16 protein-coding genes are annotated in these 21068 nt (G+C 30.5%); all 16 read left to right on the top strand.

The features are described 5' to 3' along the window. Positions 1–824 precede the first annotated feature (824 nt). The 16 genes from HMPREF3177_RS03115 to HMPREF3177_RS03040 all read left to right on the top strand — a co-directional run bounded on the left by HMPREF3177_RS03115 (position 825) and on the right by HMPREF3177_RS03040 (position 20958). A complete protein-coding gene (locus HMPREF3177_RS03115) occupies positions 825–2258 on the top strand; it encodes a primase C-terminal domain-containing protein (protein ID WP_070457073.1) in 1434 nt (477 codons plus the stop codon). A gap of 135 nt (positions 2259–2393) precedes the next feature. After that, the gene (locus tag HMPREF3177_RS03110; RefSeq protein WP_070457072.1) at positions 2394–2729 is read left to right on the top strand and encodes a hypothetical protein; all 336 of its coding nucleotides are present in this window, start codon (positions 2394–2396) and stop codon (positions 2727–2729) included. 29 nt (positions 2730–2758) lie between these two features. Next, positions 2759–3163 (top strand): hypothetical protein, encoded by a 405-nt coding sequence (locus HMPREF3177_RS03105; protein WP_070457071.1) that lies wholly within the window; start codon positions 2759–2761, stop codon positions 3161–3163. Between the two features lie 629 nt (positions 3164–3792). Further along, positions 3793–4143, top strand: coding sequence for a hypothetical protein (locus HMPREF3177_RS03100; protein WP_070457070.1), 351 nt, complete (start codon positions 3793–3795; stop codon positions 4141–4143). A 533-nt stretch (positions 4144–4676) separates the two neighbouring features. Then, complete coding sequence (locus HMPREF3177_RS03095) at positions 4677–4871, top strand: hypothetical protein (protein WP_148128595.1); 195 nt, start codon at positions 4677–4679, stop codon at positions 4869–4871. A gap of 122 nt (positions 4872–4993) precedes the next feature. After that, entirely contained in the window at positions 4994–5398 is a 405-nt protein-coding gene (locus HMPREF3177_RS03090) for a LysM peptidoglycan-binding domain-containing protein (RefSeq protein ID WP_070457068.1), read from the top strand. Continuing rightward, complete coding sequence (locus tag HMPREF3177_RS03085; RefSeq protein ID WP_070457067.1) at positions 5399–8635, top strand: isopeptide-forming domain-containing fimbrial protein; 3237 nt, start codon at positions 5399–5401, stop codon at positions 8633–8635. Between the two features lie 14 nt (positions 8636–8649). Further along, entirely contained in the window at positions 8650–8910 is a 261-nt protein-coding gene (locus HMPREF3177_RS03080) for a hypothetical protein (protein WP_070457066.1), read from the top strand. Positions 8911–8924: 14 nt separating this feature from the next. Then, complete coding sequence (locus HMPREF3177_RS03075; protein ID WP_070457065.1) at positions 8925–9152, top strand: TrbC/VirB2 family protein; 228 nt, start codon at positions 8925–8927, stop codon at positions 9150–9152. A gap of 57 nt (positions 9153–9209) precedes the next feature. After that, positions 9210–11669: a hypothetical protein gene (locus HMPREF3177_RS03070; RefSeq protein WP_070457064.1), complete on the top strand. Its 2460-nt coding sequence runs from the start codon at positions 9210–9212 to the stop codon at positions 11667–11669. 70 nt (positions 11670–11739) lie between these two features. Beyond that, entirely contained in the window at positions 11740–12045 is a 306-nt protein-coding gene (locus tag HMPREF3177_RS03065) for a hypothetical protein (protein ID WP_070457063.1), read from the top strand. Positions 12046–12202: 157 nt separating this feature from the next. Beyond that, complete coding sequence (locus HMPREF3177_RS03060; protein ID WP_168161305.1) at positions 12203–15076, top strand: VirD4-like conjugal transfer protein, CD1115 family; 2874 nt, start codon at positions 12203–12205, stop codon at positions 15074–15076. 5 nt (positions 15077–15081) lie between these two features. Then, positions 15082–17946: a pLS20_p028 family conjugation system transmembrane protein gene (locus HMPREF3177_RS03055; protein WP_070457061.1), complete on the top strand. Its 2865-nt coding sequence runs from the start codon at positions 15082–15084 to the stop codon at positions 17944–17946. 67 nt (positions 17947–18013) lie between these two features. Continuing rightward, on the top strand, positions 18014–18328 hold the full coding sequence (locus tag HMPREF3177_RS03050; protein WP_070457060.1) for a DUF5592 family protein: 315 nt from the start codon (positions 18014–18016) through the stop codon (positions 18326–18328). A gap of 17 nt (positions 18329–18345) precedes the next feature. Further along, the gene (locus HMPREF3177_RS03045; protein WP_070457059.1) at positions 18346–18948 is read left to right on the top strand and encodes a hypothetical protein; all 603 of its coding nucleotides are present in this window, start codon (positions 18346–18348) and stop codon (positions 18946–18948) included. Positions 18949–19008: 60 nt separating this feature from the next. Beyond that, entirely contained in the window at positions 19009–20958 is a 1950-nt protein-coding gene (locus tag HMPREF3177_RS03040) for a VirB4 family type IV secretion system protein (protein ID WP_070457058.1), read from the top strand. Positions 20959–21068: the final 110 nt, after the last annotated feature.

The raw sequence follows: 21068 nt of genomic DNA, 5'->3' as shown, positions 1-21068 counted from the left end.
ACGCATTTCTTTGATTCGTTCGTTTTCACTCACTTTTATTTTCGTGCTTCGCTGATATTTATTTACTTACGCATACTAGCATCTCTCTGCTTTTCTATTACAAGGTCAAGCACTTACGTGTGCTGCAGGTAAACCTACTGCAACCTTGTAATATCGCTTCGAGATGCTATAAGTATGCTGTAAATAAAATATCATCTACGCACTTAAAATAATAAAAGTAGTAGAAAATATGTCCCCACGTTGAATGTATAAATTATATATTATACATTATATATTATAACTCAAACGATATTTAATTTACAAATAATTTATTATTGCTTATAATGAACTCAACGCATTTCTTTTATATTGACTGTTTTGGGAATCGACAATCAATATACTCTTTTAAGAGTTTAGCAATTTTAGTGCATTTTAGTTGCTAAAAAAGAAATGCTCCATAGCAAGAGCTATGGAGCAATACAATTAAATATTCAGCCGAATCAACTTATCATTTTATTTCTATCATAGGAATGGGGATCCTAAGAAATAAAATTTGCCAGGTAAGATTGATTACGCTAGGAGCAATCTCTATTCTTTTGCCAAGAAAGAGTTGCAATAAGATATGCTTATAATCTATATAGGTTATGTTTAGAATATACCATATAGAATTAATTAAAGCAATCTGTAGACACTATAATTATGTCGTTTTTAGGGATAAGTATAATCTTTTTTAATAAGCAACATGATATATAGGTTTATTTAGGATAAATTGCAACTCCTAGCGTTTGGCTGATATATAGCTAAACGCTATTTTTGTACCAAAAATCAAGAGAGGAGCAATTATCATGAATGTAAATTTATATAACTTATACGATATTTTATTAAAAAACGGTATATCAGATAACAGACAGCAGTTATTAGAAAAAAATAATTATGGAAAGATTGCTTGTGCATCATCTAAAGAAGCAATGATTAAGAACCGTGGATTTACGGTTGGATCCGTTGAATCATTGATGAGTAATAATAATCTAACGCACTTCACTCCGAATGTTTTTAATTATTTATCTCGTAAAAACGGTGTAGTAAGTGGACATGCTGAAGAAAATCTAAAGCAAATTAATACATTTGTGATTGATTTTGATAATCCAAAAGCAACTGCACAAGATATTATGAATGTAGCGTTAGATATTAATATTTTACCTACTTTCTTAGTGAAAACAGATAAAGGATATCATGCTTACTTTGTTTTAGAAGAAGCAGTATACGTATCTAAAAGTAAAAACTATAAGAGCTTACAAGTAGCAAAAAAAATATCACAAAACCTAAGACAAGCCTTTTCTAAAGAGATTAAAGGTGTGGATCTTATCTGTAATCATTTTGGCTATTTCCGTTATCCAACAAAACATAATATAGAGTATTTAAATCTTGAAGAAACACATAATTTCAAAGATTTAATGGATTGGTCAATGAAATATACAGATGATGTGATCGCTAACTTTAAATTAGTCGTAGATAATACGATTCATTCAAGTAAACAACAAATTAAAGAAGCTTGGTATAGAGAATTAATAACACAAGCACAAATTTATGCAGGTCATGGTTATGGGCGTAATAACACAGTATTTACGCTTTCTTTAGCGAACTTTCAATCCAATGTATCACTAGAAGATTGTTTAAATAAAATGGATGAGTTTAACACGTACTTAGAATATCCATTAAATGTAAATGACGTAAAGCGTGCTGTTTATAGTGCATATTCTGGTAAATATCAAGGGGCTAATAAATATTATATTGATTATTTAATGGAAACTTGGACGAATAATTCATATAAATCAACAGCATTTAATCAAAGATATAAGCACAAGAAAGCTCGACATGAACGTGTTTATAGTAAGCAAGAAGAACGTGAACAAGACATCTTAGCGTTCATTAATGATAATGCAAAGCAGGGTGTGGTTGAAATTTCTCTATCACAACTTGCGAAAGAATTTAACGTATCAAAAGCAACAATTATCAAAGTCATTAATGCTTCTAAGAAAATTTTTACAAAAGTTATTGGTCAAGGGAGATATGCAGTAACAAAAATTTACTCACTCATATCTCTAGTTCAACATGTCAAAAATAAATCGACAGGGGCAATATTTAGCCATCTAGAGATCGAAAATATTATTCAGTATGTGGAAGATGAACAAGATAAAAAACGTCTAGAATCAATCGTAAATATGATTAAAAATGAGAGCAATAAACGTCATATCGAACAACGAGAATTGTTGCTATAATATACCTAAAACCATTGATACAAAAGCATTTACGAACGATTTCAATTTAACGGTCAACTTTGCCATACATATATATATATAGTGTGAGCAGTTGTAGAAAATAAAAATAAAGAGAAATATTAGGAGTGATTTAGTATGATTAAATTAATTGTATTTTTATTAAATGTTTTAAAAATATTGTTAGTAGTTCCTTTTGGTATACTTGCATTAACTTTAGATAAATTAAAAATGAAAAGTAATGGATTGTCTTGGACAATTATTATCATTCTGTACCCAGTATTACTTGTATTAGAATTAATATTAGTTAAGTATTTGCTTATATTTAGTCTGATAGGGATTGTATGGGTGTTTCATACGTTTGCAGAATATGTGCTTGCCCCAATCGCAGTAGTGTTAATGATTCCTGTGATTATAATATTTGGATTCGTATTTGTGATTTTATTGTTATTGTTAGGAGAATTTGCGAAATAAAACTATTTTAAAAGAAAGTAGGAGAAAAAATGAAAAAATTAGTATATATCCCGTTATTAATTTGCTTTACTCTAAGCCTAATAGGGTGTAACAAGAATCCAGAAGATAAATTATTGGATAAAGAGTACTATGTTGAATATCAATCTGAACCTGATTCGGAAAAAGATATTGAAATTACAATCTTTTTTGGAAATGATGGTATAGTGAAAACAAAATCGACTCAACTAACATCACTTGAGGATGTAGCATCTTATGAAATAGGTGATGAATTAATTAATGATAAATATTATCTTTTAAAAACCAATGTAGGGGGATTAAATTGTTCGGATGAATTTTTATATGATCCAGAGGAAATGATTCTATACGTCTATGATGAGGATAATGGAGATTATAAGCCTAGGGATAGTTGTGTTCATAAATTAGTTGAAAAATAATTTTTATTACAAAATTTAATAGATTCAGATAGTGATTTTAGGAAAATCTCATAACTAGTTTTAAATATTGATATTTTTTTAGAAACAGATATAATATAAATAGAACATATGTTCGCGTTAAAAAGTAAAAATATAGTATAAGATAACTTTTGACAATTTGAATAAGTTATGCGTATACTAGTGTTAAGAATTTAATATGTTCGGATTTTGAGGTTGGTACATACTTTGTACCATAAAAAAGGGGGCAACAAATAGTTGATCACTACTCAACTATTTGTTATGTCACCACAAAATGCTACCAACATTTCGTGGTCAAGCCCCCCTCAATAGTTGAACGTGTACTTATGCTACACGTTCACAACTTATTCTATCATAATATGTCATATTATCCTACAGGAACATGTGTATATTATGTGTATCGTATTTTGCATTTTATACGATCAAGTACAGAAGAATTGTACTTATAGAAAGTTGTAGCGACTATTTGAGGGGCTTGTCACACGAAGGTGTGGTGGCCCCCTTTTTTGTGGTATAAACACTTGTACTAACGCTACAACTTAAAGATTCCTATCCCCATTGTTGAAATTTAAGTTGTAACTCAACATTTCGTATACTTAGGAGGAGTTAAAATGCACAAACAAATTAATCGACACACACATCGTATTTTTTATCATTATTCTGATATTGTTACAGTTGATTTGATTGAGAAGAAAGGTCACTTTATTCATACGTTTACAGGAGATAGTTATATTAATCTTGGCAATGGATATGCAATGCGTAAGTTAAGAATTTTTTCAAAACATCTAGAATACGATACTCCTCTAAGTGAAGTTGTTATCCCAATTGCTAAAATTTATGACAATATTCGTTTTGTTAATAATTTTGAAGGTCGACGTATATACGGTCGTAAAAATAAATTTGAATCGTTAGTATCTATTTCAGTTTTAAGAAAAGATAATCAGAGTAGATTCGCAAAATAAAATAAATTTTAGTAAAAATCGTACGCTCTTACATGCAAATGATAATTTGCATACAGTACATTGAAAATTAAATATAGTTATGTGTGGTATCCCTGCGACCGTTCTTGGATATTAGTAGATTAAGTTCTATCATGCGAAAGCCAAAGTTAGCTAGGAACAACGGATGGTCACTAAATATTTTAATTAATTTTTGTATTCTTAAATACAGTTGTCAGTCAACTAAAAACTGTCTTTTGCTGGTACACTAGATTGCCATTATCCCTATTTAATTAGGACGAAGCGATCGAGCGTAGTGCGACGATATGAGCCTACTGGTGTATTTAGGGTTAATGCGTTCAAAGCCTAAAACGTAGATCTGACCTATATTTTTATTTTATTATTTAAATTTTATTTTGATTGTTTTCTGTAATGTATTAGAAAAATGGATGTATGATTTTAAAAAACACACTACCAGTCTGTACTTTTTTAAGACTTCAATATTGAGAATAAGATTCATTTGTATGTAAGAGCGTATGATGATCGGAGTGTTAAAAATGATTATTAATATTGATAAATATTTAATCAAAGAATTAAATGAAAATGGATTTGATATTACTGAAAAGCAACTCGTTGATATATATAGAACAAGTAGAAAACGCTGGGATTTTATCGAACGCTTAAAGAAAGAAAATATATCAGAAGAAGAAGCGATTAAGAAATATGATTTATACGCTTTAAGACATGACTAATAAAATAAATCTAACTTTGGCATATATTTTATACAATATATAATATAACTTATAAAATATAATATATAGCCGTCTATTAATTAATAATAGACGGCTTTTTTTATTTTAAGGAGGTGATCATAATGATCAAGCGTAAACAGAATAGTTCTTTAATTATATTACTCACCACAGCAATGATGATAATTCTAAGCAGTCCTGTAAGAGCAGACACGCATAATTATTATTGGTACTACGTTGAGTGGGGTGATACTTTAAGTGAATTATCAGAAACATACTATCAAGACATAGAAACAGTCGCAGAAATAAACAATATTGAAAATATCGACTTAATCTATGCTGAAAGTTACTTACAGTTCATACAAAACTTAAAGAAAGATCCAACAACAATAGATGAGTATCAAGATAATAAATCAAAAAACAGAGATAAGTCTGTAGAAAATAAAAAAACAAAAAATAATGAAATAGAGAGAGTGAGAAACATGGTCGAGGAAAATCCATATCATGTTTCTTTTTTAGGAGGAAATTAATTGAAAGATAAAACAAAGTACCAATCAATGAGTACATTTAACAACACAAATGTTAAACAGCGATTTTCATTAAGAAAGAAAGGTAGAAGTGCAACGAGTGTTCTGTTAGGATTGTCAATTTTATCTAGTGCATTTGTACCAACGGTTGCAGAAGCAAAGCCAATTCATGATCACGAATTAACAGAAATTCCATCAGCAGAGAGTGTTGCACCAGCTAAATATGCCGTAATCGCAGGATTTAGTGATAAAACAGAGTTTTCACAGCAAGGTGACAACTGGATTAGTAAGAAAAATCAAAACGGGCATGACTATCATACACAGGTAGAACCAGCAGATGATAAAAAAGGAAATCTTTCTGTTACTTATACCAACATTGGTAATTTCAAAGGTAAAGATTTAGATTTAAAAATTACTGTAAAAGATTGGAAAAAAGCAGGATTTAAAGGTGGAGAATTTTTCTCATTTGCTGATAATCATATTGGTTTCCATCAGTCTGGATATGATTATATCGATTTAGGCTTTGAATATATTTACTCTGAAAGTGGAGAACCAGCAACTGATTTAACTGGAACATATATGACAGTTGTTGATATTGATGCGTTACAGGGAATGGGCTTTGATGAAAAGCAAATGAAAAATATTGGAAAAGTCTATGCACCAGCTGAATCAGAAGTTGATATTAATAAAAAAGATGATGGTTACACGTATTTCGAAGATGTTAAAGATCAAACGTTAGATACTAATGATCCTAAAGGGCATTTTACTATTTTAGCTGACGGTCATACGCTTGATTTTAAATGGGCGAAAGATTGGTCTGAATATAATAAAGATAAAGTCATTGATTGGGAAGCAGGGCAGTATGAACAATATTTCGGGTATACAGCTGAAAAACCTGTTCGTACAGAAGTGTTAGATCCAGCAAAACTTGTAACTGATAGTGACGAAGTAGATGTATTAGAAAACCAATTAAAAGTTATCTATGAACGATATGAATATGATATCTCACATACTGTACCAGCAGAATATCCAGAGTTTTTCTATAAAGAATACGTCATGGAAGATGTTTTAAATGATGTGTTAGAAACAGGTGAAGTGACTGTATTTAATGAAAATGACGAAGATGTAACAGATCTATTTGAAGATTTATCAGAGGGTAACCACATTAAATTTAAAGCAAAAGAAGATACTTTAAAAGATAAATCATTTTATGGTCACTCATACCGTTTCAACGTAAAAACTAACATTAAAGCAGATGCGGATTTATCAAGTGTTACAGATGATAACGGTAATATTCAAATTCCAAACAAAGCAACAATTACTAAAGACGGTAAGGAACAAAAAGATACAGAAACAACAATCACACACGTTCCAACTCCAGTTGATCCGTCAGTAGATAAAACAATTATTAACGCTGATGGAGAAGATGTAACAGAAAATGAAGTTAATGTTGGAGATCAATTCCAATACAGAGTTACAGCAACATTCCCGAATAAGCAACATGCAGAAAAATTAGGCATATTTGATGACGTTCCAGATGCTTTAGCTGTTGATTCAGTTGTTGTTTTAGATGAAGCAGGAAATGATATTACAGAACAAGGTACGTTGGATATTAACAACGAAAATGAGAGCTTTAGATGGACAGCGAATGACCCAACAGAGTTTGCAGGTCAAACAATTCAAGTTATTCCAACAGTATCAGTTAAAGATACAGTAAGTTTTGCTGAATATGAAGAAGATGGTAAATTTGTTTTCAAAAATACAGCACAACTCTTTGTAGATGATGAAACGCTTGATTCACCAGAAGTGACAACAACACTAGAAAAGGTAGATCCAGAAATTAATAAAGGTATTGTTACAGAAGATGGTTTAGTAGAAGAAAATGAAGTATCAATTGACGACACATTTGAGTATCAAATTGATACAACATACGGAAACGAAACAGTACCAAGTATTTTAGGACTACAAGATGATGTACCCGATGGATTTAACCTTGATTCAGTCGTTGTATTTGATGCAGATGGTAACGACGTTACAGAACAAGGTACGTTAGAAATTGACGAAGAAAAAGAATCGTTTAAATGGACAGCGAATGATCCAAAACAATTTGTCGGTAAGTCATTAAATACAACAGTACAAGTTACAGTTAAAGATGACTTTGATTTTACAGAGTTTAAAGATGGTGAAGATTCATTTGTATTTGAAAACACAGCACAGATGATTACAAGTGATTCAGAGGGCAATGAAAAATATGATGATTCTAATCCTGTTATATCTAAAATGAAGCGTGTTGATAATGCGATTGTAAAGACAATTATTGATAAAGACGGTAATGAAGTAGAAGAAAATCAAATTAAACGTGGTGAAACTTACACATACAAAGTTTCTCAAACAATCTCCAACGAGAAAAACGTAGATTCTGTTTCTTTCTATGACGATCTTGAAGATGCATTAGAAGTAATTAAAACAGAGGTTTATCTTGATGAAGATGTAGATTTAGAAGTTGTACCTCAAGAAGAATCTGCTGAAAATATCGAAAAAGAAGAAACGTCTGAAGAAAATATTGATACAGAAAATGAAACAGATGAAGTTGAATCAAATGATGAAGAAACAGCTGAAAATAAAGAAGTAGCATCTGAATCTGAAAAAACTGAAGAAGAAACAACAGATGAAACTGTAGAATCAGAGCAACATGAGAATACAGAGAAAGACTCTGAAACAGAAGAAGATTTAGAAAAAGATAATACAGAAGTTGAATCAGAGGAATCAACGGATAAAAATACAATCGACACTATCAACGTAGAAGTTGACGAAGATCAGTCAATTGTTTCATGGAATGTTGAAGAGTCGTCTAATGATTTAAAAGGTAAAACTGTTGTTACAGAAATGGAAGTGACATTACCAGAAGATGCAGAATTAAATGAAGAATTAGTTGACGGTGACAACTATATTATTCCAAACGTTGCGAAAGGTACTATTAATGATGATGAACTTGAATCTAATGAAGTTCGTACTTTAGTTGAAAAAGAACCAGAGGAAGTACCACCAGCTGAAACACCAGAAGAGCCAAAACAACCAGAAAATCCACCAAAAGATCCATCACAAGTTAAAACACCACCACAAAAAGAGGGCTGGTTACCACATACTGGTACAGAGGTAAATTACCTCATTGTATTAGGTGGAGCGTTACTTGCAGGATTAGGTGGCTGGAGATTATATCGTATTAGAAAAGAAAATTAATAAGGAGTGATTGTGTGAATCTAAAAAAGAAAGACATAGATTTAATTGTTCAAAGTGTAGGATTAAATCCAAAAGAATGGAGAGAAGACGTGCTAAATCATGCACGTCTATCCATCATGGATAAACAAGGAGAAATCTATAAAGAATTTGAACAAAACGTGATAGAAAAAGAGGCTTTAAAACTCTTAATTGAAAATTCAAGTAAGCTTCAAGAAAAAAATGTACAAAAAGAATCATTTAAAGATGAATCACATAAGCACAAAAATAATAATTAAGGAGAGATTATTGAATGGATAATTTTATTAACTCTGTATCGAACCTCACATCTACACTTCAAACAGCAGGGGTAGTTGTCGCTGCACTTATGATTTTAGTTGCAGGTTATTTCTTCATGTTTGGTGGAGATGAAGGACCGAGAAAAGCTAAAAAGATTTTAATTTATGTTGCGGTTGGTATGGCATGTATTTTAGGAGCTAATGCTTTAGCACAATACATTGCAGATCAAATGGCGTTTTAAATAATGATTAAAAGGGCTGAATTTCAGCCCTTTTATTTATATTAAAGGAGGATTCATATGGAACAGGAAGCATTAGCACCACTTAAAGTGAAATTTACTCATTTACCAAAATCTAAACGTTTTAAAGAATTATATAAAATATTATCAAAATCAGATGGACTAAAGTTAACTGTTAAAACAGGTTTAATTTATCCATTAATAGATGCTGATAGGATTTTAAAAGAATTACATGATTATGTGCATACACCAGAATTTAAAGAAGATAAAAAAGAGCGTTTATTTATCAGTTTTGTATTATTATCGAACGAAACAAATATAGCATACGAAATTAGCAGATATTCACTTATGAATAACAAATATACGATTAAAGATATTGTTGAAGAACAACTAGATACAACATATATTGATCCCGAAAAATATGATAATGGTAAATCTGACTTTAAAGAGGATGCAAAGTTATTAAAAGAAAGAATTGAAAAAGGTTATGAAATTAAAAGTAACCAAATATCTGATAATGTATCAGTCACTAACAAAAAACCAAGTGCTGTTAATAGATTTTTTAGTAGTAGAAAAAATAAAGATGAAACACTTTCAGAAATTGAAAATAAGGAAGCTATTGAAACTGGTAATAATGAAGACAAAGAAATCGAAGAAATGAAAGTGATTGAAGATTTACCGAATGAAGAAAATAAAATTAAAGAAAATCATATAGAAGACACTAATAATGATAAAGAAAACAAAGAAGATTTAAAAGAAACGTCTGAACTGACAAATGAAGAAAACAATATAAAAAAAGAAGTATATACACCAAAAAACAATGAAGATAATAAGGTAGTGAAAAATGTAGAATACGCTGAAGAAAAGAAAGAAGAACTACCGAAACAACAAATTAAGAAAGAGAAAGACATGAAAAATGATGGTCAGGAAATTATTATACCGAAATTATCGTATGAAAAACCTGAAATTTCTCTACTCACAGGAAACTATGTAAGTAAAGCAGTACAAGAATATCTGAATGAAGCTGAGTACGAAAGAGTATTACAAAAAAATAAGAAAATTGAAGATTATAACAATGATTTAAATGCTTATTATTTAGATTTACAAAAAGAATTAGAAGAAAAGTTAAGAAAACATAAATCAAAAAAATATCCAAAAGAAGAAACTTTAAAGAAGTTTAAGGAAGATGAAATTACAGCAATCGAAACCAACATTGAAAGTTTTGATAAAGATTTATCAAGTAAGAACAAAGAAGTTATTGCTCTAAAGCGTGAACAATTTGATGCAGAATTAAATGAATTAAAAGAGCGAAACAAAAATAAATTAGAACAGTTGAAAAAAGAAATTGAATTAGAGGAAAAGGCATTTGAAGATAAAGAAAACTCTAATATTAATGCCCTTTTAAAAGAACAGGAAAAGGATTTAAGTGAAAAACTTGCGAATTACACAGAAGCACTTAAAAGTTCATCACGTGAGAGAGTTGAAAACGCACATCAAGAATTATTAGAAAAATATTATTTTGAACGTGATCAATATAGACATGATTTAACACGAAATATGCTTGAATCACTAAAAAATAAATATAATCTGTATCAAAATGAATTAAGTGAACTTACACATGATTCATATATAAATAAAATTAAGAGTGATATTAAAAAGATTAAGGAAAATGCAGAACGTCATCATGAAAAGATTGAAAAAGAGAAATCAAGACAATCAATAGAAAAAACGAGATTAAAAGAACTTGAATTAAAAGATATAGATGTACGTAAACTTCAAGAAGAAAAAGAACATAATATATCTGAACAAAAACGTATTGAAGCAGAAAATCGTGAACGTGAACTACAAATTAAAGAAAAACAACAAGCTGATGATCACGTCGCACGTATGAAAGAGCTTGAATTAAAGTATATGCAATCAAAGCAAACAGAAAAAGAACAGCCTAAGTTTAATCGATTTTTAGCTGGAATTTTAAGTATGGTATTTGCTTTAGTATTACTCATTTTAATTGGTGCTTACTTAATGTTTAATACAGCACAAGGAGAAACATATGAATCCTTACTTAATAATCAAGACTATTCAAGTATAGCTGAACATTATCCAGATAAAGTCGATCATCTAAGTGAAGAATTGTATAAAAAAGAAGATAGTCAAGGATTAGAACAATTAAATAATGAAACAAACAATGAACTTGCGAATTTTAGATATCAATTAACGAATAATAACAAAGAAGATATTATTACATCTTATGAAAATATTTCTGATAAAGGAAAATTAAAAGATGCTGAACGTTTAAAAGTTGCACAAGCTTATTTAGATAACAACCAATTTGAAGAAGCACGAGAAATTAACCAAACATTAAATGATCGTGAAATTAATAAGCAACTTGCAGAAATTGAATACTATAATCAAATGAAAGCAGAGTTAGAAGAAGTTATAGAAAAAAGCAAAGATAAAGAAGAAGTTAAGAAAGCTGAAAAAGAACTTAAACAAGTCAATATCATATTAGGAAATAAATAATACAACTATAAGTTATAACATATATTTTATAATATATATTATATAACTTATAAGATATAAGGAGTTTATTATGAAAACACAACATAAAGCAATCGTTACAGGTATTGTTCAATTACCGATTCAGTTTAAAAAATCATATCAAGGTTATGTTTATTCAAACGTAACAATTTTAGATAAAAACGGAAAAGAAATACCAATATTTTTTAATAGTGAACTTGCGAATGAATTAAAGAGAGTCTATCAACCGAATACCGAAGTAAAGGTGACAGTTGAAATTGATACTAGAAGACAGCGTGAAAAAAATAGTGGCCAGAAAAAAGATAAAGTTAATATTGTATTACAAGCCACAGATTTTGAATTAACAGTTACGCATTAATATAAGGAGGAGAAATCATTTGACGGAAACATTACAAGTATCTTCCTTTGTGTTTTTAAGTGATTTACCCACATGGATAAAATGGATATTCTGGTTAGTTTTTATTTCTATCATAATTGCAGGTTATGTGTATGTTTATCGTTTAAATCATCCAGTCATGGAAAGTGAAAGAAAAAGAATAGAAAATAAAATACAAGATAATAAAGCTGTGATTCATGAAGAAGAAGAACCTTATGATCCTAGAAATATATTAGGGATTCCATGGGTTCTCTTTTTTATAGGGTTAATTTTTTTAATAGTACATATGTACATTATTAATTATGTACTAAGTATTATTACATCTTTCACAGGATTTATGAGTGTACAGATGAAAGATTTAAAGCACTTTGATGTTCAAGGGTTTAACGAAGCGATTATGGGTGCTGTATTAAATTTCAAAGGAGCAATATTCCCACTTGTATTTATAGAACAACAACCTAATTGGGCAAAATGGGTTTTTATTCTACTACTTTTAGTTGGGTTAGGAATGATCAGTTACCGATTATATCGCTTATATGATAGATATAAACGAATATCTTATGATCAAAAAGGTAACGCACGTTGGACAACTGTGGATGAACTAAATGACACATATAAACTTGTTCCAACTAAAACATTCACTTACAAAGGACAATCTGGCTTTCCAATTTCACATAATTATGGTTATTTCATAGATGATGCAACTTTCAATACTTTAATTATAGGTACGTCACGTAGTGGTAAAGGTGTAACAAGCGTAATCCCATCTATGGATATCGATTCAAGAGCTGAAATTAAACCATCAATTATTGTTGCAGATCCAAAAGGAGAACTTGCAGGAGCAAGTTATGAAACATTGCGAAGACGTGGATATGATGTAGAGATATTAAATATATCTAATCCGAATGACAGTATGAGTTACAATCCATTACATCTAATCACAAAATATTATGAACGTGGCGATATGGATAATGCGACAAAATATACTAAATCGCTCACTCATACTTTATTTCATGATCCTAAAGTAGAAGATAAAACATGGATTAATTTTGCATCTGGAATGACACAAGCATTGATATTAGCAGTTGTAGATTATTGTGTTAAGACAAATCAAAAAGAAAAAATTACTTTTAGAAATGTATATAACATGCTAATTGCCTATGGAACTATGGAAGAAGATCCAGATAATCCAACAAAAGAAGTAAATAAACTCGATCAGTATATGCAGATGCTTAAAGCAGAAAATCCAGAGCATCCAGCAGTTATTGCTTATGGAACAGTTGAATTTGCTGAGGGTAAAACACGGTCTTCAATTTTTACGACTGTTGCAGGTAAATTAGATGATATCAACAAAGACTCTATTGCTAAAATGATGAGTCGACATTCAGTAAACTTTAAAAGACCCGGTTTTAACAAAAGTGTACGTGTTCAATTTACAAAAGAATTTGCCTCTAAACGTGGAGTATTAGAAATAAAAGATGATGAATACCCATTTAAGTTAGATTCAACAGGTGCAGTAGAAATAAACTTTAATACTCAATTAGATAAACATGATGAAATTTATTTTAAATTTAATTCAGAGGAAGAAATAATCGTTGAAACGACCAGAAAACTTAAATCAAATGGTCTGACTTATGAACTTGATCCGTACACAAATGAGTATGTATATGATGATGAAGTTGATTTGTTCTTTGATACAGATTCTATTGAAGAAATTGATATGACGTATTCTGATAAGCCAATTGCGATATTCATGGTTGTCCCAGATTATGATTCATCAGAACACTTTATCGCAAGTATATTTATATCACAAATGTATTCAGAGCTCGCAAGAGAGTGTGAAACTGTTGAGGGACGTTCATGTTTTACACGTGTGAAATTTAGACTTGATGAGTTTGGTAACTTCCCAACAATTCAAGATATGGCAGAAAACTTAACTGTATCTTTAGGTCGTAACATTCTTTGGGAGTTATACGTTCAAGAATTAGACCAAATTAAATCTAAATACAATGAATCCGAAACAAATACAATCATTAGTAACTGTCAAAACAAGGTGTATATCAAATCAACAACAATGAATACAGCTGAAACAATGTCTAAGTTAGCAGGTACTAAAACTGTAATTAATAAAAACTTATCATCAGATCGTTTTGATACACGTGTAAATGAATCAAGATCTTTAGAAGCAGAACCATTAATACGACCAGATGAACTATTAAATTTTGTAATGGGAGAAACAATGGTTATTAGAAGTCTAAAGAGTAGCGATAAATCAAGAAAAGATATACGACCATTTCCGATATTAAATACAGGAAAAACACAAATGCCAAGAGCATTTGAAACGGTTATCGAAGATTTTGATACGAATAAATCGTTAAGTCGCTTTAGTATACCATCTAAACACAGAAATTTAGTGTTGAATGATAATGCGATTGATTTTAAAGCGATGTTTAATTCTAACGGTGGAAAAATCAAGGCATCTTATTTGTCGTCTGAACAATTCAGTCCAGCCCAAATATCAAAAGTATCTGAACTGATTACACAGTATTACGAGATAGAAGAAAATGAAAACATTCATAAAGAAATTATGGATAGTCCAGATAAAGAAGCATTTTACGATAACTTACAAAAAAACTGTCCACCGAACGTATTTCATTTATTAGAAACATTAAAGAATGAAATAAAAGATGTATTAGAAAATAAAGAAGAAGCAAAAGAAACGATAGAAAGCAATCGTGTTAAAAAGCGTTTTACACCTAGAGAAAGACTTGAATATTACTATGAAGAAAGATTATTTAAGATAAAAGAAGTGATAAACGAAGAAACTTTTAATCAATTGTTTCATATATTTAACGCAAGGATTGGAACAAAAGGTATTGATGAAACAATTCTAGATCAATTATTTAAAAATAATATTAACGTCAAAACGATTTACGAATTTTTAGATGAAATTGATGATCAAGAGCTAACAGATAGATTAGTTAGTGAATTAGTAAAAACGACAAGGAAGTGAGTTATTTGGATGATAAAGAAATACTTGAACGGCTAAGCGACTATTTTTCAATGTCTGATCCAATGATGGATGTTTTCAGAATAATTGGTTTTGGTTTAATCAAGTTATTATATTGGATTATTAGTTTTTTAGAAAAAGCCGTTGAACAAGCCTATACATTAGGTGGTCTAATTGAAAACAGTAAGGTAGATACATTATTTAATAACGTAATGCCCCTTGCTTGGGCATTGCTAACAGTAGCAATACTTGTATATGGCTACCAAATGCTAACAGGGAATCAACTATTTAAAAAGGAATTTATAACGAATTTATTATTAGCGATAGGCATATTTGCGATCTTGCCATGGTTATTAATTCAATTAAATAGTATGACGAATAGCGTTTTTGAGTATGCTCAAAATCAATCGAGTGAAGAAGATCAATCAACGAATCAATTAGCCACACAATTATTAAAAACAAATATCAATGATGTATTATGGATAGCAAAAAACGACTATCAAGTGTCAGAAGACGGAATTAATAACAATATTTCTGATGAAAACTTATCACTTTTATCGATTAATGAAAAAATAAATACAAGTGAAAAAGATGTGGGAGGTAAAAGTAGAGATGAAAGAATGAAAGAACTTGGATTAACAGATGATGATAGAGATCTTTTTAATAAATATATTGCAGTCGATTGGGAATTTAATAAATCTTTAAAAGATATTCCACGAATGGACATTACACTAGTTGGTAATATAGAGCTTCTTAGTCAGTTCTATTACAGATATACATTTAATCCATGGTCATTACTCGCACAATTTATTGCAATTAGTTTAGCGTTAGTTGCAACAGCATTTAAAGTTGTGCGTTTATTTATGGAAATTACTTTTAGTAAAATACTCGCACCATTTATCGCAACAACTGATCTCTCAACAGGACAGCGAATGAAAGCATTAATTAAGGATATTTTAATTAACTATAGTGCATTAGCACTTATTCCTTTTGTGATGCAGATATATATTATCGGTGTGGGTTGGCTCACAGCACAAGATTTTAACTGGGTAGTTACATGCATCATCATTTTTGGTATGAGTTATTTCCTAATTGATGGTCCAGAAGTTGCAAAGCGTATACTCGGTATTGACTTAGGAGTTCAAGACGGTTGGCGTGTAATGATGGGAGCTATGGCTGCAGGTACAGCAGGAGCTAAAGGAGTTGGACTAGCAACTAAAGGTGCATCAGGTGTAGCAGAAAAAATGGCAAATAGTGAACGTCTACAAGGCTTAACAAAAGGTGTTGGAAACCTTGCTGGTGCTACTATGAAAGATACAATGAATGATGCGAAACAAGCAGTTGGTCAAGGCTTAGGTAAATTTGCTGAAAGTGATAAAGGACAAGATGTTTATAGCTTTGGTAAGAAAGCAGGAAGACGTTATGGTGAAATGGGTGAAGCACTAAAAGGAGCAGTTGAAAATTCAGCCGTAGGACAAACAGCGAAAGATATTAAAGATGGTGTTCAAGGTGTTGGTGCAGTATATAGAGGCGAAAGTGATACGTTTAAATCACAAAATGATACTGGAGGTAGTTTATCAACGCCACCACAAGAATTATCTAATGCACTTGCAAACGTAAATACTTCTCTACAGCCAGATGAAACAGGTGCAACTGATTCTATGAGTGCAGTACGTAGTGTGTCAGAACTTGTAAATACACAGCCGACAGATGACAATGACAGACAACAACTAATCTCAGCAATGCTACAAGGAGCGACAACAGACGAAGCACAACAACGTATTAATGGACTGTTAGGTGAAATTAGTGATCCAGAATCTAAGCAACAAATGATTAGCTCATTAATGGCAAGTAATGATGTTGGATTAGAAGAAAAGAATCAGTTAGTTAGTGGTGTGATGAGTGGTGCGATTGACGGTAATCCATCACAAATGGTACAAGATATTGTGACTGGAATGTCAAATCAACCAGAAAAACAGCAACAATTAATTGAATCAATGGTAACTAATTCATCTATTCCTAATGAATCAAAACAACAACTTGTAGAAGCAGTCATGAGTAATAAAGATATGGGTGTTGAATCTAAAACACAATTACTAAATACTATGACAAGTAATACGCCTAATACAGAATCTAAAACACAAATGATTAATTCTATCGCAAATGGAGAAGCAAGTACGAAGACACAACAAGCCTTTGTAAATGAAGTAATAAATAGTGCAGATCGTAGTGCGAAAACACAAATTCAAAATGTAGAAGAATTAATTAATTCTAATGGTAGTCCACAAGAAACAGCAACTAAGCTAGTTAATGCGATTCATAGTAACAACAATGATCCACAAATGCAGACACAAATGATTAATAAAGTGATGCAAGGATCAGATAACATGGCATCTGGATTAAAGACACAATTTATTAGTCAAGCAGTTACTGGAGAAGCATTAAATAGTGGGGCGAAAACACAGTTAGTGAACACAATCTTTGGTGGTGGAGAACAGTCATTACCATCTAGTCAACAAAGAGTACTATCACAAGTATTATCAAGTGGGTCTGGTGTTGAACACAAAAACGCTTATCTCAACGAAATCTATAATAAAGCAGAACCTGTTGCGAAAAACCGTAGTGAATTTGTAAATATGATTCGAGGCAGTAACATTGAAACAGGTATTAAAGAAGCTATTGTGAATCAAGCAGAATTTAGTTATAGCAGTAAAAACCAATCAACTTTATCAAATCAGATTAATAGCGTAATGAATACTAAAGGATTAGATGATGGATTAAAAAATAACATTATTCATGAAATCTCAAACCCTAATTCTGTATATAAGGAACAAAGTTTCCAAGATATCGTTAAAAAAGTAGATAGATTATAAAAGATTTAAGGCACTTTATCTAAAGATAAAGTGCTTTTTAATTACTTGTAAAAGAAAGGAAAAATAAATGGATAAATATTTAATACCAAAAGACATAAAATCACAAATTAAATTTGGATTATTTAACTTATCAGATATAGTTGTGATCGTTGCGGTACTTTTACTTTGGTATATATTAATGCAACAAACATCATTTGGAGTATTCATAAATGTGATGTTATTCATAGGTCATGCAATTTTCGCATTATTTTTAATCATGAGAACTAAAGATAATCCAGATAGACCGAGAATATCAATTATGTTATCAGCATTATTAAATCAAGATGATACTAATTATCATTCAATTGACTATAACAAGTATAAGAAATTTAATGAAAATTAATTTTTTAGGAGGACAAAATGAATCAAACAGAATCAAGGTTAGTGCCAAGTAGAATACAAAGGATCGAACAAGATAAAATTGAACTTTCAAAAATAAAGATTCCAACTACATTCTTATCTGTTTCACCTTACAAAAGAATAGTAGATATGGAATCTAACACAATGAATGAAACAGTTATTCAAATGAGTAACGACACATACGTTCAAATTTATAAGTACAAGTCATACGATCTAAATTTATTAAATGTAGAAGAAAAAAGGATATTGATTCAACAATTCGCTAACTTTTTAAGAATTTATAGTGATGACATTAAGAATGTGAGTTTAATGTTCCCAGTCAATACAACAGAACAACAACACTATTGGATGATGAAATATGAAAATGCAAAAACACAAATTCAAAAAGAACTCTCAGCTGAAAGATTACTAAGATTAAAAGCTATTCAAACGCATTTTAAAACTCAAACGCATTACTGTTATATCTTTTCTAATACTATTCAAGAAATGGAAGATAAAATGCGAAGCATACCACAATATCATTCATTAATAGATCCTAAACCATTAACACGAGAAGAAAAAGAACAATTATTATACAGACTTAATAATCAAGAACCAGAATAATATATAACATATAATATATATGTTATATATTATATTTTATATAATATAAAGGAGAAACTTATGTTAAGTATATTTAATAAAAAAGAACCAAAAGCAGTTAAAAAGAAACCAGAACATTATGCGTTAGATGGATATGATTTAGATTTTATTGCACGTATCCAGCCACAGGGTGGTATTAAGTTTAAAGAAAGATATGTAGAAAATGGGATTGGTTATCAAGGTTGCATCCTATTATATGATTTTCCAAATGACGTGACGGGTCATTGGTTAAATTCCATTATTAATATGGAGGGAACAATTGGAGTTGTCGACTATGGTACAGAAGATAATACAGAGGTTATGACTACGCTAAATCGTTCTGTAAGAGAACAACATTCACGTATTTTAGAATCGAAAAATGCGTTATCGAGAAATGAGTATCAAAATACTTATCGAAATCTCATGGATATTGGGGAGGCAATTAACCAATACGGAGAAGTCATAAAAAACATGAATATACGTCTTTATATCACAGGATCATCACAAGTGGATTTAGATAAAAAAGTATCAGATATTCGTAAGGAGCTACAGTCCAAAGGGTTTAAAGGTCAAATGATGATGTTTGAGTCTAAAGATAATTATTTAAGTATGGCATATAGCTTAACAGATCAGAAAAAAGAGTTATCTTACTATAGAAAAGGTAAAGCGAACGTACCAGCATCTACAGCAGGAGCAAGTTATTATATGAATCATACGGAACTCATGGATCCAAACGGTGCATATTTAGGAACAACAATGACAGATGGTACGGTATTGCTAGACATGTTTCAAGCCGATAGTAAACGTACGTACTATAATTCAATTATCTTCGGAGCAATGGGTAAAGGTAAATCCACACTTATGAAAATGTTATTTGAAGATCAAAACGCACGTAGTCATATGATAAGAGGTTTTGATATTGCAGGTGACTTTAGAGAAGTTGTTAAATATAACGGAGGTCAAATGATCTCATTAAGTGGTAGTGGTGGAATTATTAATATGTTAGAAGTGTTTGCGACAGCGACTACAGAAACAGAAGATGATCACCAAGAATTAGTTGTAGATGAGAAAGCATCATTTTCAGCTCATTTATCTAAGTTAAAAATGCAGTTAAAAATCTTAAACTCTGATTTAACAGAAACAGATTTAACAGACTATGCCAATTGGTTAAGAGAATTTTATATTGATTTTGGATTGCTACCAAATTCTCTTGAAGAAGATTATAAAGTTACAGGATTAGAGCCGAAACAATATCCGATTTTAAGTGACTTACTATCATTTTTAGAAAGTAAAAATACAGATGGGTATTCGATTGAAAAAAATCGTACTTTGGAGAAAGTTATATCAACAATTAAAGAAATGGTAGAACAAAATGGTAATTTATTTAACGGACATACAACGATTCCAGATATTTTATATGAACCAATTGTATTTTTTGATATTAAAGGTTTAATGGACTATGGATTACCAATTTTCCAGACACAAATTTATACAGCAATTTCTATGATTTGGTCACATGCACTATATCATGGACAACAAAGTAAGAAACAAATTGAGAATCCAGATATTGATAACGATACTGTACAGCGTTTCATGGTTTTCATTGACGAATGTCATAACATTATTAACGCTAATAATAGAGAAGTTGTACAGTTCACAAAAAACTTTATGAAAGAAATGCGTAAATATATGGCTGGTATTCAGTTGGCAACGCAGTCACCACAGGAATTACTGCCAGATGGTAATGAATTAATTGTAAATGACTTAAAACAAATTTTTGAGTTAACACAATATAAATTCTTATTAGGAATGGATCAGTCCACATTAGATAAATTAGAAGACGTGCTAGGCGATACAATCAAAGAATCTGAATATGAATTAATACCAAACTTAGAACGTGGACAAGCGATACTTTCAATTTCTGGAGATTCAATCGTATTTAACGTAATGCCGACACAAGAACAACTAGATCGATTTGAAGGTGGATTATAAAAAATTAAATTATTATTCTACTACTAATGAAAGCCCGATTTTATAAGTACATAAAATCGGGCTTTTTTTAACGTGTAAAGGCATTGAAGAAACGCTAATGCGTTTCTTTG

The sequence above is a fragment of the Nosocomiicoccus sp. HMSC09A07 genome (assembly GCF_001808485.1).
Taxonomy (GTDB): domain Bacteria; phylum Bacillota; class Bacilli; order Staphylococcales; family Salinicoccaceae; genus Nosocomiicoccus; species Nosocomiicoccus ampullae_A.
Note: the sequence above shows the minus strand (reverse complement) of the source record. Positions and strands in the feature narration are given on the sequence as shown.